The organism is Streptomyces sp. NBC_01618 (assembly GCF_045209435.1).
GTDB lineage: Bacteria > Actinomycetota > Actinomycetes > Streptomycetales > Streptomycetaceae > Streptomyces.
Genome location: NZ_CP109297.1, coordinates 7,192,790 through 7,208,583, shown reverse-complemented (window position 1 = coordinate 7,208,583; position 15,794 = coordinate 7,192,790). Strand labels below are relative to the sequence as shown.

12 protein-coding genes, 1 tRNA gene and 1 pseudogene are annotated in these 15,794 nt (G+C 68.4%); 7 read left to right on the top strand and 7 right to left on the bottom strand.

Features of this window, described 5'->3' with window-relative positions:
• Positions 1-14: 14 nt before the first annotated feature.
• Positions 15-455 (top strand): annotated as a pseudogene (locus tag OH735_RS33505) (DNA helicase UvrD); the annotation flags it as partial.
• 95 nt (positions 456-550) lie between these two features.
• Here the strand turns inward: OH735_RS33505 and OH735_RS33500 are convergent.
• The 4 genes from OH735_RS33500 to OH735_RS33485 form a co-directional block, all read right to left on the bottom strand.
• A complete protein-coding gene (locus OH735_RS33500; protein ID WP_406385399.1) occupies positions 551-2,206 on the bottom strand; it encodes a class I SAM-dependent DNA methyltransferase in 1,656 nt (551 codons plus the stop codon).
• Positions 2,207-2,388: 182 nt separating this feature from the next.
• Positions 2,389-3,294: an endonuclease/exonuclease/phosphatase family protein gene (locus tag OH735_RS33495; protein ID WP_406386856.1), complete on the bottom strand. Its 906-nt coding sequence runs from the start codon at positions 3,292-3,294 to the stop codon at positions 2,389-2,391.
• Positions 3,295-4,008: 714 nt separating this feature from the next.
• Positions 4,009-5,292 carry a phosphatase PAP2 family protein gene (locus tag OH735_RS33490; protein ID WP_406385398.1) on the bottom strand — a complete coding sequence of 428 codons (1,284 nt, stop codon included), beginning with the start codon at positions 5,290-5,292 and terminating at the stop codon, positions 4,009-4,011.
• Positions 5,293-5,421: 129 nt separating this feature from the next.
• Positions 5,422-5,670 (bottom strand): hypothetical protein, encoded by a 249-nt coding sequence (locus OH735_RS33485; RefSeq protein ID WP_406385397.1) that lies wholly within the window; start codon positions 5,668-5,670, stop codon positions 5,422-5,424.
• Positions 5,671-6,515: 845 nt separating this feature from the next.
• Here OH735_RS33485 and OH735_RS33480 point away from each other — a divergent pair.
• Together OH735_RS33480 and OH735_RS33475 are read left to right on the top strand one after the other, a co-directional pair.
• Positions 6,516-6,692 (top strand): hypothetical protein, encoded by a 177-nt coding sequence (locus OH735_RS33480; RefSeq protein WP_406385396.1) that lies wholly within the window; start codon positions 6,516-6,518, stop codon positions 6,690-6,692.
• On the top strand, positions 6,692-7,297 hold the full coding sequence (locus tag OH735_RS33475; protein ID WP_406385395.1) for a tyrosine-type recombinase/integrase: 606 nt from the start codon (positions 6,692-6,694) through the stop codon (positions 7,295-7,297). Before OH735_RS33480 ends, OH735_RS33475 begins: the two co-directional genes overlap by 1 nt.
• A gap of 88 nt (positions 7,298-7,385) precedes the next feature.
• Here OH735_RS33475 and OH735_RS33470 read toward each other — a convergent pair.
• Positions 7,386-7,459, bottom strand: a tRNA-Pro gene (locus OH735_RS33470).
• A 128-nt stretch (positions 7,460-7,587) separates the two neighbouring features.
• On the opposite strand from OH735_RS33470, the gene OH735_RS33465 reads away from it, so the two are divergent.
• The 4 genes from OH735_RS33465 to OH735_RS33450 all read left to right on the top strand — a co-directional run bounded on the left by OH735_RS33465 (position 7,588) and on the right by OH735_RS33450 (position 13,860).
• Positions 7,588-8,289 carry a transketolase gene (locus tag OH735_RS33465; protein WP_406385394.1) on the top strand — a complete coding sequence of 234 codons (702 nt, stop codon included), beginning with the start codon at positions 7,588-7,590 and terminating at the stop codon, positions 8,287-8,289.
• A gap of 36 nt (positions 8,290-8,325) precedes the next feature.
• Positions 8,326-9,228, top strand: coding sequence for a transketolase family protein (locus OH735_RS33460; RefSeq protein ID WP_406385393.1), 903 nt, complete (start codon positions 8,326-8,328; stop codon positions 9,226-9,228).
• A 274-nt stretch (positions 9,229-9,502) separates the two neighbouring features.
• Entirely contained in the window at positions 9,503-12,994 is a 3,492-nt protein-coding gene (locus OH735_RS33455; protein WP_406385392.1) for a ThuA domain-containing protein, read from the top strand.
• Positions 12,995-13,008: 14 nt separating this feature from the next.
• Complete coding sequence (locus tag OH735_RS33450) at positions 13,009-13,860, top strand: sugar phosphate isomerase/epimerase family protein (RefSeq protein WP_406385391.1); 852 nt, start codon at positions 13,009-13,011, stop codon at positions 13,858-13,860.
• Between the two features lie 80 nt (positions 13,861-13,940).
• Here OH735_RS33450 and OH735_RS33445 read toward each other — a convergent pair whose 3' ends face one another.
• A complete protein-coding gene (locus tag OH735_RS33445; RefSeq protein ID WP_406385390.1) occupies positions 13,941-14,771 on the bottom strand; it encodes an ABC transporter ATP-binding protein in 831 nt (276 codons plus the stop codon).
• Complete coding sequence (locus OH735_RS33440; protein ID WP_406385389.1) at positions 14,768-15,787, bottom strand: ABC transporter substrate-binding protein; 1,020 nt, start codon at positions 15,785-15,787, stop codon at positions 14,768-14,770. Before OH735_RS33440 ends, OH735_RS33445 begins: the two co-directional genes overlap by 4 nt.
• Positions 15,788-15,794 lie beyond the last annotated feature (7 nt).

The following is a 15,794-nucleotide window of genomic DNA, read 5'->3' as shown; positions in this document are numbered from 1 at the left end:
AAGGTAGGGACCTCATGCCCCGGCTCGCCTTCGCCCAGAGTTTCTGGGACGGCTACGACACGTTGGAGAAGCCGGTGAGAGCCGGTGTACGCAAGGCCATGGGGAAATTCCAGGCCCTGAGTGCCGCCGAACTCAACGCGGACAAGGGTCTGCACCTGGAGTCCGTCGGGAACGCCCGTGACCCGCGGATGCGCCTCCTGCCGGAGGATCAGCTGGAGGTGCTGCAGTACCTCGCCGAGGGATTCGGACCGGAAAAGGTCTACCAGGACGTCGTCGCCGTGCGCCGGCCCGCCGACGCGCCCGCCGAGCCGGTCGAGGACCTGGCCACGGTGATCGCCAACACTCCTGCACGCATCCGCCTGGTCACCGGACCGGAGGAGCTGCAGGAGATGCTGGAAAAGCCGTTCGAGGCCTGGCGGGTCTTTCTCCACCCCTCACAGCGTCGCGTGGCGTGGAGCGGAGCTGCGAGCCCGTTCCTGGTCCGCGCCGCCTGACCGGCCACCCGGCGCGGACCAATGCGGGGCCCCCACCGGGGTGCCCCGCACGGTCCTCACTCCCCCGGCGCCAGGGCGCCTGCGGCGAGGCCGTCACGGGCGACCGCGGTGAGCTGTCGGCTCAGCTCGTCGACCTTTCGCATGCCTTCCTCGAATGCGGACAGGGCTCGGAAGGCAGACCCGTACCGACGCTGATCGTCGATGCCCATGCGAGGAATGCGTGAACCCCTGCCGTCGAGCCGGTAGGTCCCGCTGGCACTTGTGGACCGGCGGGCATTGACGGAGCTGCGCAGGAATCCCTGCAGATAGTCCGTGTCCAACTGCTCGCTGGCCGAGACCGGTTCCGGACCGTCGTACGCGACAAGCCCGGCGCGGGCGAGATCCGCAACGCTGGTGGTAGCGCCTTCCAGTGAGCCCGGTCCGCCGCCCGGCGCAAGCTCGGGCAGGAGTGCGGCGAGTCGGCGGATCTGGTCCTCCAGCTCCTTGCGCAGGGTGGTGTACTCACCGGGATAGTCGCGGTGCCGGACCCGCAGATGGCTGCCAGGGGTCAGGTCGACGGTGTCGTCGAGGAGCTCGATCAGCGACACGTCGGCAACCTGGTCGGGGCGTGGTTCCAGGCTCCCGTCGGGACTGTTGTCGGTCAGGTCGACCATGCGCACGGTGCGGTTCGTCTCCGCGCTTCCCGTGTTCTCAGGGCGCTGCAGAGACCACAGATGGACGGGCAGGGCGTGAGAGGTCGCCGTCCCTGGCGGCAGGGCAATCACTTGGCGCAGGATGCCCCGGCGTACGAGTTCTGCTCGGATGCGGCGGCCTGCCTTGCGGTAGGCGACTGAGGCAGGCATGACCATGAGGACCTGGCCGCCGGGCTCGGTGTGCGCATAGGCGTGTTGGAGCCACGCGAGCTCCCCTTCGGCCTTGGAGGGAGTACCGAGCTCCCAGCGGGAGTCGAGCAGCAGTTCCTCCCGTCCCCACTCGGTCACACCGGCCGGTGGGTCGCAGACGACCAGGTCCGCCTTAAAACCCGGCCATCCGTCTGCGCGCAGGGAATCACCCGCCACGATGCACACATCTGATCGGTCCAGGAGGTCGGCGCGGAGCTGAGCGAAGCGGGCACTGTCGGCGTCGATCTCCTGGCCGCGACAACGCGTTCCCGCTTCCACGGCGACGGACAGGAGCAGCACCCCGATTCCGCAGGCGGGATCGAAGACCACAGCGTTGGTCGGCAGTTCGGGAGCAAAGTGGCACACAGCACGCACCACGCGCTCGGAGGTCACCTGGTCCGATCCCGCACGCCGCGCGGAGTCCATAAATCGCTCGGTCAGTCCGTTGACAAGGTCGACGGGCGCCTCAGTCCGGGCAAGCGCCTGTACACGGGTGGAGACATCGCCCGGCAACCCCGACTCATGCGCTCCGGTCAACATCCCAGCCACCTCGGCCAGGCCCACGACCATCTGTTCCCCATACGCGGCCCGCATGGCCTGCCACAGCTCGACCTCGGGTGACACCTCCTGGCCTTTGCGCTGCTTGTCCAGCCATGCCTGAACCTCGGCGAGTGCGTAGAGCGGACTGTTCGCGGCACCTCCCGCCTGCGCGGGGAAGTCGTCGTAGCGCCGACGCCAATTGGAGACAGCAGCCCGAGTAACACCGGCCAACCGAGCAATCTCGGAACCGGTGACGAGGGGGCCGACCGGTGAAGCGGCATTGTCCTTCATACCCCCCAGCGTACACGGACCGCAACCAACCCTCCAGAGAGAAGTGCGTTGACAACATAAACAGCCCTATGTCTCTTGCGCGTACGCCGGCCATGCGCCTCTCCCCACCGCTACGCTCCGTGGATGAGCCGAAGCACGATAGGTGTCACATAGGCAGGCTTGTTGTCACCGAGACCACTCCTTCAGCGCAGTGCGATCCGGGCGGTGACCGGCAAATGGTCGCTGCCGGTGGGGGGCAAGGTGCGGATGTGGCCGACGGTCGCCGAGCGGGCCATGATCTGGTCGATTCGGGCCAGTGGGAAGGCGGCGGGGAAGCTGAAGGCGAAGCCCCGTTCCGCCACGTTCATCCGTGAGGTCAGCGGGGCCAGCCCACGGTCGTCGACCGTGCCGTTGAGGTCGCCCAGCAGGATCACCGTTTTCAGCTTCTCGGCGGCGACGGCCCTGCCCAGCAGGCCAGCGCTTTCGTCGCGCCAGGAGGATGCGAGGCCGCTCGCCCGGACACGTACCGAGGGCAGGTGCGCGACGTACGCCGCGATGTCGCCGTGCGGCGTGTGGACCACGCTCCGCAGCCCGCGACTCCAGGTCTCCGTGATCCCACGGGGTTTGATGTCCACCAGGCGGGCACCCGTGAGCGGATACTTCGACCAGAGTCCGACAGTGCCCCGGACCGTGTGGTACGGGTAGTCCGGGGCGAGAGTCTTCTCGTAGACCGGCAGCGCCGGGGGCACCAGCTCCTCCAGCGCGATGAGATCGGGCTCGGCGTCGGCCAGGGCGCGGGCCGTGCCCGCCGGGTCGGTGTTCTCGTCGCTGACGTTGTGCTGCACCACGACCAGGTCGTGCACGCCGGGCCCCGCCCCGGGCAGGAGCAGCCCGCCGAAGAAGTACGTCCAGGCCGCCACCGGCAGCAGCAAGGCCACCAGCGCGGTGACCGAACGGCGCAGCAGCGCCACGCCGAGCAGCACCACGACCACCAGGCCCAGCCAAGGCAGGAACGCTTCCAGCAAACTGCCCAGGCGCCCCACCGAGTTGGGCACTGCCCGGTGGAACGCCAGCAGCCCGGCCGTCAACACCGCGAACGCGGCGGGCACCCGCCCCCGCGTCCAGACCGACCACCCTGTCCCATCCTCCTTCTCGCCCTTGCCAGGAACCCACTGCCCAGCCCGGCGCCGCGCCCACCGGGGCACTGCTGCCTTCACCGTCGACGTCACACCGCTGTCCGCCCGCTCCATCTGGCTTCCCATCCGCTTGCCCTCGCTCCCCAAGACGAGTCACCAGGTGAATCAGTTTCCGCTTCCCTGTAAGCGCGTGCCGCGTCTTCCCCGTTACCCCCCGCGCGGAGAAGACGAGCCACGCCCTCCCGCGACCGGATGGTGACAAGTAGCGTGCTGATCCGGTGACAACCACCGTGCCTCGCCACCACAGAACGGCAGATCGGTCGCTCTCGTAGGTGACAACTATCGTGCTTCGGCACAGTGGACCACTCATGCGCACCACCCCCTGCCGGCAGACCCGTAGGTAGCCGCATCGGTGGATGCCGACCACTGCGCAGGGCGCCGGCTGCCGCGCGCTGACCTCACACAGGCCGGCAACAGGAGCATCCGGACGGGTCCCCACCACCAGCCCCATGCCCCATGCGTCCGGGCCTACATCGACGGCGACCGTGGCGATGCCGAAGGCAGCGCGGGCGACGCCGACAGCGGACAGTCGCCGACGAGAGCGCTCGGACTGGCCAACCACAGCGCTCAGCCACACTCCCGGCCGCACCCGGGAGGCGCTCAGCCCACGACCCGCTGCCACATGACTCAAACCAGTTCGGGCTGCGGTTCGCGTCGCGGTTCCGGCAGATACGCCGACGCGGCCTTCCGGTCCCACAGCTTGGTGGTCCGTACGTAGCCGTAGACCACTGAGGTCATCGCCAGAATGAGCAGCGGCCCGAACACCCACGGATGTCCGGCCATCTCCACCGACAGATAGCGATACGACGCCAAGAGCCCAGCGAAGACCGCGGCGCCGTAGACGACCAGTTGGATTCCCGACCGGTCCCAGCCGCGGTCGAGCGAGCGCAGCGCCGTCTCGATCGTGAGCGTGAACACCACACCGGCGACGATGTCCGCGCCGTAGTGGTAGCCGAAGCCCATCGTTGCACCGAGCGTGGCGATCAGCCAGAACGCGCCTGCGAATCGCAGAGCCCGCGGGCCCTTGCGGGAATGAATGAAGATCGCGGTAGCCCACGCCGTGTGCAGACTGGGCATGCAATTGCGCGGGGTGATCTCGTCGAAGAGCATCGGGTGCGGGGTACTGACCGGCGGCGGCGTGTCCGGCCACAGGTCGGCCACCGCCCAGTGCCCCCCGTCCGCGCCGTAGGCGAAGATCGGTCCGACCACCGGGAAGATCATGTAGATGCCCGGCCCGAGCAGGCCGATGACCAGAAAGGTACGCACCAGATGATGGCCCGGGAAGCGGCGCTCGACCGCCACGTGGCGCAGCTGGTACAGCGCGACGACGACCGCGGCCACCGCGAGCTGAATGTAGACCCAGTCGAGAACGTGGGCGCCGACCGTGCCGGTAGCCGCGACAATCCGGCCTACCAGCCACGACGGGTTACCCAACGCATGATCGGCGGTTGCCACGTACTGGTCGAGCACCGCCGGGCGGGTCTTCGACGTGATCAGCAGCCAGGTGTAGCCGGTCTTGCGGCCGGCCACCAGCAGCAGGGCCAGTCCGACGCCTTTAAGCAGCAGGACACGGTCCCGGTCGGTGCGGCGCGTGACAGCGATGACGGCACAGGCCAAAGTCACCCACAACGCACCGTTGCCGAACATCATCTCGGCGTCGACCGCCCACCGCACGAGCCAGAAGACGACGTCGATGCCGATCGCGGCGCCGGCCGCGATGAACCGCTGCCGCCAGGTGAGCACCACCATCATCAACGCCATACTGACGTACAACACCGTCCCCGATTTGGGGGCGAATATCACCTCTCGCGCCTGGTCGGTGATCGGCCCCGGCTCGCCGTAGCGACGCGCGGCGACCTCCAGTGCAATAAGGAATCCGAGGGCCGCCACACTCACCGCGACCCACAGCATGACGCGTGGTTGACGCCATGCAGCGAACCTGGTTCTGCCGTCTATTCGCGAAAACATTCGCGTTACCGTAGATATCAATTTTCAGCCGCTTTGTCATATTTCAATGTGCTCGTTGCGAGCTCGAACATGCTAACGGAACGGGTGGGTTTCGCTGATCACAGGTACGCCGAATACAGCGATCAGCTCCCCTTTTCCCGCGGCCACGGCGGACATGAAACGCCGCGCGCCCCGCACGGCCCCGGATTGGGGCGGCGCGGGCGGCTCGGTGGACGGGAGGGCGGGTGTCGGGGCGAGCTCGACGGCGACAGTGACGGTCAAGGGCAGCGCGAGCGACGCCGACAGCGGATAGTCGCCAACGAGATTGCTCAGACTGGCCACTTACAGCGCTCAGCCACACCAGGGGGCCACCGACTCTGCCGGATGCCGCCCACCCACCGCGAACCAGCCCCAACCCGGGCATGCGATCACACTGCGACCACCACGCCCGGACGCACGAAAGGCCGCCTTCCGATTCCCGAGTGGGCGTTTAGGGATGAATTGTGATGCTAAGCCGATGCCGCGGCCAACGATCTTCGGGCTGATTCACACCTTACATGCGCCTTCACGGCCTTCCGGGCGCCGACCTGTGTGCCCGTTTAATCCGCTTCTCGGCACTGGATTCCGTCTGCTTTAGTAATGGGGCGGAAGATTCCCGCCAGTGCGGAGCTTCCAGCATTTCAGGCTGTGCACGTTGGCGATGAATACGGCAAAGCGGGTCGCAATACCCATCATTTATCGAGGTCGCCCGGACCGAGCTCCCCCGGCTGCTCGCCGGGGTCCAGCAGGACCTCGCGGACTTCCTCCTCCTGGTCGCAGCATGGGCCGAGCAGCACGCGCCCCAGTCGGCGCAGGCACTGGTCAGTGCGGTCGACCGGTCGCTCGCAATCACCGCACCACTGCGAAAGCTGAGCTGATGGCGAGCTTCCTGACGCACCGCCGGCTCGTGCTTGACTGCACGCTTCCGGTGCGGCGCCGCCACACGGCACTGCGGGCCTGCCTCACTCCGTACGCCCCATACGGCTTCCGCGCCACGTACCACCACCTGACGGTCAGCGCCGCGATACCACGCGACCTCGACGCCGATCCCGAGTCTCTGGAACGTGCGGTGAACGAGCTCCACGAGGCCCGCCTGCTCCGGCTGGCCGAGGACGCCCGGTACGCCGAGCGGCGGCGACGCGAGAAGCATGCCGGTCAGCGGGGCCCCCGACGCCCGGGCACGTGGTGGCACCGCCACCGGCAGCAGAAGCTGCATCCAGCTCGATCCGCTCGGCCATCCTGCCCTGGCCCTGCCCGAGTTCGTCCGCCGCCAAATCAGCCTGGCGAATGGCGAAACACTGCCCGGCTGCGCGGACTGCGGCTGATGTGCCCGTTCCTGCGCGACAGGACCCGCGTCCTGCATGCGCTCGGCAGGCGGCTGCGGCCCGGTGGCGCGCTTGTGGTCATCACGCCCACGGCCGAGCACACGCCGCCCGAGCGACGGGACATCGCCCTCGACGAGGACGAGATCAGCCTGCTCACCGCGGGCTGGAAAGAGGTGGAGCGATTGGAGGCGGACGAACTCGCCGTTCTGGTCCTGCGCGGCCCGTGCGACACCACAACCACGGCCATGGAGAAGCGGCCGCCCACCCCACACGCCCTGACCGGGGGATGGCGCGAGGTCGTCGTCTTCGCCGCCGCCCTACGGGACGCAACCCACTGGGACGAGGTGGTCACCTCACTCGGCCACGAACACCTGCGCCGCCACGACCTCCGCCACACAGGACTCACCTGGTTCGCCGACGCCGGCGTCCCCGCCCACGTCCTCCGCAAAATCGCCGGACACGGCTCCCTCCTCACCACCCAGCGCTACCTCCACCCCGACATGACCCAGATCGCCAACGCCGGCCACGCCCTCACCACACACCTCAACCCCATCCGCACACCCCTCACCCTCGCCGTCCAGCCGACAGCAGGACGGCGACGCTAGACCCCGTGGTCCCCAACTGGTCCCCAAGAAACACGGAAAGGCGGTACCGGATTTCTCCGATACCGCCTGCGACCTGCGAAAACACAAGTCGGGACGACAGGATTTGAACCTGCGACCCCTTGACCCCCAGTCAAGTGCGCTACCAAGCTGCGCCACGTCCCGATGCCCGTCTGACCTGGGGTTTCCCCTGGCCGAACGCGCATGAGAACAATACCGCACTTGGACGGGCGGTCACGAACACCTTTCCCGCGGCTTGACCTCAACCAAACTTGATGTTCAACGCTGGGGTCATGACGAACACGACAACCCCGCCGGCAGGCGGCTACCGCGACATGAACCGGCTGATGAGCCTGATGACGGGGGACGAGAAGCACGGTCCCGCCGCGACCTCCACACTGGATGCCCTGTGGGTGCTGTACGGCCGGGTGCTGCGGGTGACGCCCGGCACCGTGGACGCGCCGGACCGCGACCGGTTCCTGCTGTCCAAGGGGCACGGGCCGATGGCGTACTACGCCGTCCTGGCCGCGCACGGCTTCTTCGGCGAGGAGCTGCTGTCGGGGTTCGGGGCGTACGACTCCCCGCTCGGGCACCACCCGGACCGGACGTTGGTGCCGGGGGTCGAGATCGGCAGCGGGTCGCTGGGGCACGGGCTGCCGCTGGCCGTGGGGACCGCGCTCGGTCTGCGGGCGCGGGGGCTGACCGACCCGAGGGTATGGGTGCTGATCGGGGATGCCGAGCTGGACGAGGGCAGCAATCACGAGGCGCTCGCCTACGCGGGCCCGGCCGGGCTGGAGCAGCTGCACACCGTGGTGATCGACAACGCGTCGGCATCGCACGGCCGGCCCGGCGGGATCGCGGCCCGGTTCGAGACCGCCGGCTGGTCGGTCGCCTCCGTCGACGGGCGGGACCACGAGGCGTTGTACGCGGCCTTCACGGCGCCGCACGCCGGACGCCCGCGCGCCGTGATCGCGCACGTCGCCCCGAAGCACTGAACCCACGGGCAGAGACAACGAATCGGAGAGGGACACATGGACACGATGCGTGACCGCTTCATCTCGACCACGTCGCAGCTGCTGGACGAGGACCCCCGCCTCGCCCTGGTGCTGGCCGAGATCAGCCGGGACGGTTTCGAACGGGCCGCGCGGGCCCATCCGGACCGGGTCGTCAATGTGGGGATCAGGGAACAACTGCTGATCGGCGCGGGCGCCGGGATGGCGCTCGCCGGACTGCGGCCGATCGTGCACACCTTCGCCAGCTTTCTGGTGGAGCGGCCGTTCGAGCAGGTCAAGCTGGACTTCGGCCATCAGGGGGTGGGCGGGGTGCTGGTGAGCGCCGGAGGCTCGTACGACTGGCCCGCCGGCGGCTTCACCCACATGTCACCGGGCGATGTCGCCCTCATGGACACCCTCGACGATTGGACGATCCATGTACCGGGCCACCCCGACGAGGCCGAGGAGCTGCTGCGGCAGGCCGCGTCCGGGGACGGCCGGGTGTACGTACGACTGTCGCTCCAGTCGAACAGCCAGGGGCGGCCGGTCGGCGCGGGGACCGGGTTCACCGTGGTGCGGGAGGGGAAGGGCGGGGTGGTGATCGCGGTCGGACCGATGCTCGACAACGTCCTCGCGGCGACCGAGGGCCTCGACGTGACCGTGCTGTACGCGACGACGGTGCGCCCGTTCGACGGGGCCGGGCTGCGGCGGGCGGTCGGCGGCAGCGGGGCCGCCGATGCGGTGATCGTCGAGCCCTACCTGGCGGGCACGTCCACGGCCGTCGCCAATGACACGCTCATCGAAGTGCCGCACCGCCTGCTGGGGCTCGGGGTGCGGAGGGCCGAGCTGCGCAAGTACGGGGAGATCGACGAGCACCTCGCCGCCCACGGCCTGGATCCGCGGGGGCTGCGGGAGCGCATCGGCGCGTTCCTCGGCGGCTGAAGCACACGGACGCGTTCCACCGTCGCCGAGCGGAGCGGGAGCCCTCATACGGGGGCAACCGCTCTCCCCCGGCAGTGGCGCGAGAACCCGTGACGTCACAGGCGCAAGGAACACGTGACGTAACAGGAGCCGGGAACACATGACGTCACAGAGAAATCACAGAGTGCGCTCCCGACCCATTGACCCCACCAGAACCTGATCCTACGCTGAACCATGCACTCCAGAAAGCGCTTTCTAAATCCCGCAGTCGGAATCTACCGCACAGGGAGCGCCCATGAGTCATCCGAGCCATCATCCTTCGCACCACCGACCGTTACTCGCCCCTCGGCTTCCGTCGCCGATCATCGCCCTGACCACCCTCCTGGCGTTGATCGTCGGCTTCCTGGTGGCCTCCCCGCCCCGGGCCCACGCCGCCTCCTTCCGGGTCCTCGTCTACTCCGAGGTCACCAACTTCAGACACGACTCGATTCCCGCCGGGATCGAGGCGATCAAGAAACTCGGCGCCGAGAACGGATTCGAGGTCGAGGCGACCGACGACTCCGCCGTCTTCAACGACACCGATCTCGCCCGCTTCCAGGCAGTCGTGTTCAACAACACCAACTCCACCCCGGAGAAAGGTGACTTGCTGAACGCCGACGAACGCGCAGCCCTGCAGAAGTACATCCGCGCGGGAGGCGGCTGGGTCGGTCTGCATGCCGCGTCCGCGAGTGAGCGCGACTGGAACTGGTACGAGGGGCTTGTCGGTGCGATCTTCGACCAGCACCCGGCCGTACAGACCGGCCGGATCAAGGTCCTCGACCACGCGCACCCCTCCACGAAGGGACTTCCGGATCTCTGGGAGCGTACGGAGGAGTGGTACAACTGGCGCACCAACCCGACCTCCAAGGTGCACACCCTCGCGCAGATCAAGGTGCGCGACGGCATCACCGGCCTCAACGAGGGTGTGGACCATCCGTGGTCCTGGTGCCAGAACTACGACGGCGGCCGCTCCTGGTTCACCGCGGGCGGGCACGCGTCCTCGGCGTTCCAGGAGGAAGGCTTCGTCCAGCACCTCCTCGGCGGCATCGTGTGGGCCGCGGGTGCGAAGCCGGGCGACTGCACGGCGACGCGGACCGGTTCGTTCCAGCGGACCGCGCTGGCCACCAGCGATCTCGCCGACCCGTTCGAGCTGGCCGTGGCGCCCGACCGGCGGGTGTTCTTCGCCCAGCGCACCGGAAAGCTGAAGGTCATCGACCAGCGGACGATGAAGGTGTCGACCGCGCTGGACTTCGCGTACACACCGGAGATGACCAGTCAGTCCGACGGGCTGCTCGGCCTCGCCCTCGACCCTGGCTTCGCCGACAACAACTGGCTCTATCTCCTGCACTCCGACAAGACCGAGAAGCAGCTCAATCTCTCCCGGTTCACGGTCACCGGCAACACGGTCGACCCGGCCTCGGAGAAGCGGTTGCTGACCATTGGGACCTGGCGGGGCGAGGGGCGGGCCAATTCCCACATGGCCGGTTCGCTCGCCTTCGACAAGGCCGGCAACCTGTACGCGGCGACCGGTGACAACACCGACCCGTTCGCCTCGGACGGCTTCACCCCGATCGACGAGGGCCCGGGCCGCCGCGCCTGGGACGCCCAGGGCACGGCGGGCAACACGAACGATCTGCGCGGCAAGGTCCTGCGCATCACACCGAAGGACGACGGTACGTACACCGTTCCCGAGGGGAATCTCTTCGCACCCGGTACGGCGAAGACCCGCCCGGAGATCTACGCGATGGGGATGCGCAATCCCTTCCGGATCACCACCGATCCGCTGAGCGGCGCACTGCTGGTCGCCGACTACGGTCCGGACGCCAAGGCGGCGGTCGCCGACCGCGGGCCCGAGGGCACGGTCGAGTACACCCGCATCACGAAGGCGGGGAACTTCGGCTGGCCGTACTGCATCGGCAACAACACCCCGTTCAACGACTACGACTTCACGACGAAGAAGCCGGGGCCGAAGTTCGACTGCGCGGCACTCGTGAACGACTCGCCGAACAACACGGGGTTGCGGGAGCTGCCGCCCGCCCAGCCCGCCACCGTCTGGTACGCGTACTCCGCGTCCGCCGAATTCCCGGAGCTCGGCACGGGAGGCGGCGGCCCGATGAGCGGTCCCGTGTACGACTACGACCCGGACAACACCTACCGCACCAAGTTCCCGGAGTACTTCGAGGGGAAGTGGATCAACTACGAGCTGACCCGCCGCTGGTTCAAGACGTTCTCCTTCCAGCAGAAGGACCAGACGTTCGACAATCCGCGGTTCGCGCCCGTCAAGGCCGGTGAGCTCCAGTCCATCAACACAATCTTCCAGGACATGCAGTGGAACCAGCCGTTCGACGCGGACTTCGGTCCCGACGGGGCGCTGTACGTCATCGACTTCGGGCTCGGCAGCGGTACGGGCCGCGGCGGCAGCAACGAGGGCGCGGGCATCTACCGGATCGACTACGTCGGTGACGGCCGGCTGCCCGACGCGAAGATCACCGCGAGCCGGGACAACGGACCGGCGCCGCTCACCGTCTCGTTCTCCAGCGCCGGCTCCGGCGTGCCCGGCGGTCAACCGGTCACGTACGCCTGGGACTTCGACGGCGACGGCACCACCGACTCGACGGACGCCAACCCCTCGTACACGTATCGCACGAAGGGGCTGGTCACCGCGCGGCTCACGGTCACCGGGCCCGGCGGTCTGACGGCGCAGGCCGTGCAGGACATCACCGTCGGCAACTCCCGCCCGGAGGTCACCATCAAACAGCCGCCGAACGGCGGGATGTTCAGCTTCGGCGACACCATTCCCTTCACCGTGAAGGTCAAGGACAAGGAGGACGGGAAGGGCGGACCGATCGACTGTTCACGGGTGGTCGTGCAGTCGCAGCTCGGTCATGACACACATCTGCACCCGCTCGACAACTACACCGGCTGCGCGGGGGAGATCGTCACGGACACCGGCGACAGCCACGGCCCGGGACAGAACCTTTACTACGGAATCACCGCCCAGTACCAGGACAAGGGTGCCCCGGACGCACCCGCGCTCACCGGTTCCACCTCGCTCACCCTGCGCACCGCCTTCCGCGAGGCCGAGCACTTCACGGCGACCGGCGGCACGCACGGCGGTGCGGTGATCGGGAACCGGGCCGATGCCTCCGGCGGGAAGCGGCTGACCGAGATCGAGGACGGTGACTGGATCGCCTTCGATCCGGTGAACCTGAAGAACATCGACTCGGTGACCGTCGGTGCGGCCTCCGGCGGGATCGGCGGGAGCGTCGAATTCCGGGCCGGGTCGCCGACGGGCCCGCTGCTCGGCAAGGTGACCGTGCCGAACACCGGCGACTGGGGCAAGGTGGTCTCTCCGACGACGGCCCTGACGGATCCCGGCGGCAGCTTCAAGCTGTACGCGGTGTTCAGCAACCCGGAGTGGAGCGGCGACAAGGCCGATCTGTTCGCGGTCGACTGGCTGCACTTCAACGGTCCCGGCGTCGAGAAGCGGCCCGGCACGAAGGTCACGGTGCAGGCCGCTCCGGCGACCGGCTCCGCACCGCTCGCCGTGGCACTGAGCAGTGCGGTCGAGCCGGTGGCCGGACGCACGATCGCCTCGTACCACTGGACCTTCGGCGACAACACCACCGGTGACGGTGCGACGGCCACGCACACCTACGGCCGCGCGGGTGAGTACACCGCGCACCTCACGGTCACCGACGACAAGGGCGACACCAGCACCGGCTCTGTACGCATCGACGTGAGTTGAGAAGGGAGACCCGCATGGACCGCACACGACGCACCTTCCTGGCCACGGCCGTGGGCGCCGCGGCAGCCACAGGGCTCGCCACCGCCTCCGCCACCGGGGCCGAACGCCGCCGGCGCATCCCGCCGTCCGGAATCGGCATGCACCTCTACACCATGCGCACGCCGCTGGCGACAGACTTCAGGGGCACCCTGGAGCGGCTGGCGGAGATCGGCTACGCCACGGTCGGGGTGAGCGGCCGGCACGGTCACAGCGCGGCCGACATCCGGCGGATGCTCGACGAAACGAGGCTGCGGGCCGTCCTCGAACACGTCGGCTACGACACCGTGAGAGGGGCCGGGCTTCCGCAGGCCCTGGAGGACATCCACACGCTGGGCGGCAAATGGATCGTCGTACCCAGTCTGCCGGGTCGACTGCACAGTCCGGCCGGATACCGGGAAGTGGCCCGGGAGTTCAACCGGGTGGGTCTCGCCGCCCGCGAGTCCGGACTGAAGCTGCTCTACCACAATCACGGCCTGGACCATCAAGTGGTCGACGGGGTCAGCCTGTACGACATCCTGCTCGCCGAGACCGACCCGGAACTGGTCGGTTTCGAACTGGATCTGTACTGGGCGGCCAACGGCGGCGCCTCGGCGCCGGGTGAGCTCTTCGTCCGCCATCCGCGGCGCTTCCCCGCGCTCCATGTGAAGGACATGGCGCCGAACGGGGACTTCGCGGATGTCGGTTCGGGGGTGCTGGACTTCCCGGCGATGTTCGACACGGCGCGGCGGGGCGGTGTGAAGCAGTGGCTGGTGGAGCACGACTCACCGGCTGATCCGTTCGCCTCCGCGCTGGCGAGCTATACGTATCTGTCCCGGCTGCGGTACTGACCGGGCGGGTGCGTGGAGCGGCCCCGGGTTGCATCAACCGCAGCCCGGGGCCGTTGCGTTCCCAGCGGCCGGCGGCACCTTCAGTCGTGCGCCGACGCCGCCCCCAGCAGGTCGCGGATACGGGCGGCCGCCTCCCGGAACTCCGGGCGGCCGAGCGTCTCGCCGTACTCCCGTTCCGCGCCCAGCCCCACCTCGATGATCTCGGAGACCGTGCCGGGGCGCGGGCTCATCACCACCACCCGGTCGGCCAGATAGACGGCCTCCGAAATGGAGTGGGTGACCAGCAGGACGGTGGTGCGGGTCTCCCGCCAGATGCGGTTCAGCTCCATGTTCATCTGCTCGCGGGTGAGGGCGTCGAGCGCGCCGAACGGCTCGTCCATCAACAGCACCGGCGGTTCGTGCAGCAGCGCCCGGCACAGTGCCACACGCTGTTGCATTCCGCCGGACAGTTCGTGCGGATACGCGTCCTCGAAGCCGCCCAGTCCCGTCATCCGGATCAGTTCGTCGGCCCGGCCGCGCGCCTGCGCGGGAGGCATCTTCCGGATCTCGGCCTGGAGCAGGATGTTGCGGCGCGCCGAGCGCCACTCCAGGAGGGCGGCGCGCTGGAACACGTAACCGATGTCGTGGCGCACCCCGTTGACCTGCTCGCCACCGAGCCGGACCTCGCCCGCGGACGGCTTCAGCAGTCCCGCGACCAGTTTGAGCAGGGTCGACTTGCCGCATCCGGACGGTCCGACGATGGCCACGAACTCACCGGGAGCCACATCGAGCGACACCTCGCGCAACGCCGTGACATCGCGCTTCTTGCTGCGGAACCGGACCGCCACGTCGGACAGTTCGACCGCTGCTGCCGCCGTGGCGGCGGGGACCGGCGCCCCGGTCCGTGTCGTGTCCTGCTTCGGCATGGTCATCCCTTCAGTGCCGTCTTCTCGTCCCAGTACTCGGCGACGGCCTTCGGCTTGCTCACCATGCCGGCCTCGGCGAAGACGTCGATGGTCTGCTGCCAGTCGGCCTCGTCGTTCACGCCGGGCGCCTTGCCCTGGGTCGAGGTGGTGTGCAGCAGGGTGAGGGTCGTCTTGAACTGCTCGGCCAGGACCGTGGCCGGCGGCAGTTGCTCCGAGGCTCCGTCCATCGCCGCGACCGCCGGTCCGGGGGCCTTCTCGGCTGCCGCCCACGACTCGCTGACCGCCCGCACCATGCGTTCGGCGAGTTCGGACTTCGAGGAGAGGATCTGCTGGCCGGCGAGCAGACCGTTGGAGTAGAAGTTCAGCCCGTTCTCGGAGAAGCGCAGGTACGAGACGGGCTTCTTCGCCTTGTCCTGCATGGTGGGCCCCTGGTCGCTGGCGTAGCCGAGCAGTCCGTCGGTCTTCCCGGAGATCACCGCGGCGATCTTGCCCGCCGGGTCGGTGTTCTGCACCTTGACGTCCGACTCGGCCAGGCCGTTCTTCTTCAGGAAGATCGGGAAGGTCTTGGAGAGCGCGTCCCCCGCGGTCCCCGCGATGGTCTTGCCCTTGAGGTCGGCGGGCGATCGGATGCCCGCGGCGTCGAAGGACTGCACCGACGCCGGGGTGGTCTGGAGGAAGACTCCGAGGCTTTTCACCTGAACGCCCTGGTCGACACCGGCGAGCAGCGCCGGGGTGTCGGCCCAGCCGAAGTCGGTCTGACCCGCCGCGGTGGCCTGCACCGTCTTCTGCGAGCCCTGGCCCGCCTGGATCTTCAGGTCGATGCCGTGCTTCTCGAAGATCTTCTGCTGCTTGCCGTAGTAGAACGGCGCGTGTTCGCCGTACGGATACCAGTTGAGGGTCAGCGTGACCTTGTCCAGCTTCTTGCCCGAGTCGCTCGTGGTGGTCGACGGGTCGTTGCCACCGCAGGCCGTGGCCAGCAGGACGAGAGGTACGACACCGATCAGGAGTCTGCGCGCATACATGGGTTGG

Coding starts and splice junctions, on each gene's coding strand:
- OH735_RS33490 (WP_406385398.1), bottom strand. CDS start 5,292: ATGCTGTGGGTCGCGGTGAGTGTGGCGGCCCTCGGATTCCTTATTGCA.
- OH735_RS33500 (WP_406385399.1), bottom strand. CDS start 2,206: ATGAAGGACAATGCCGCTTCACCGGTCGGCCCCCTCGTCACCGGTTCC.
- OH735_RS33450 (WP_406385391.1), top strand. CDS start 13,009: ATGGACCGCACACGACGCACCTTCCTGGCCACGGCCGTGGGCGCCGCG.
- OH735_RS33460 (WP_406385393.1), top strand. CDS start 8,326: ATGGACACGATGCGTGACCGCTTCATCTCGACCACGTCGCAGCTGCTG.
- OH735_RS33440 (WP_406385389.1), bottom strand. CDS start 15,787: ATGTATGCGCGCAGACTCCTGATCGGTGTCGTACCTCTCGTCCTGCTG.
- OH735_RS33465 (WP_406385394.1), top strand. CDS start 7,588: ATGACGAACACGACAACCCCGCCGGCAGGCGGCTACCGCGACATGAAC.
- OH735_RS33480 (WP_406385396.1), top strand. CDS start 6,516: ATGCCGGTCAGCGGGGCCCCCGACGCCCGGGCACGTGGTGGCACCGCC.
- OH735_RS33475 (WP_406385395.1), top strand. CDS start 6,692: ATGTGCCCGTTCCTGCGCGACAGGACCCGCGTCCTGCATGCGCTCGGC.
- OH735_RS33455 (WP_406385392.1), top strand. CDS start 9,503: ATGAGTCATCCGAGCCATCATCCTTCGCACCACCGACCGTTACTCGCC.
- OH735_RS33445 (WP_406385390.1), bottom strand. CDS start 14,771: ATGACCATGCCGAAGCAGGACACGACACGGACCGGGGCGCCGGTCCCC.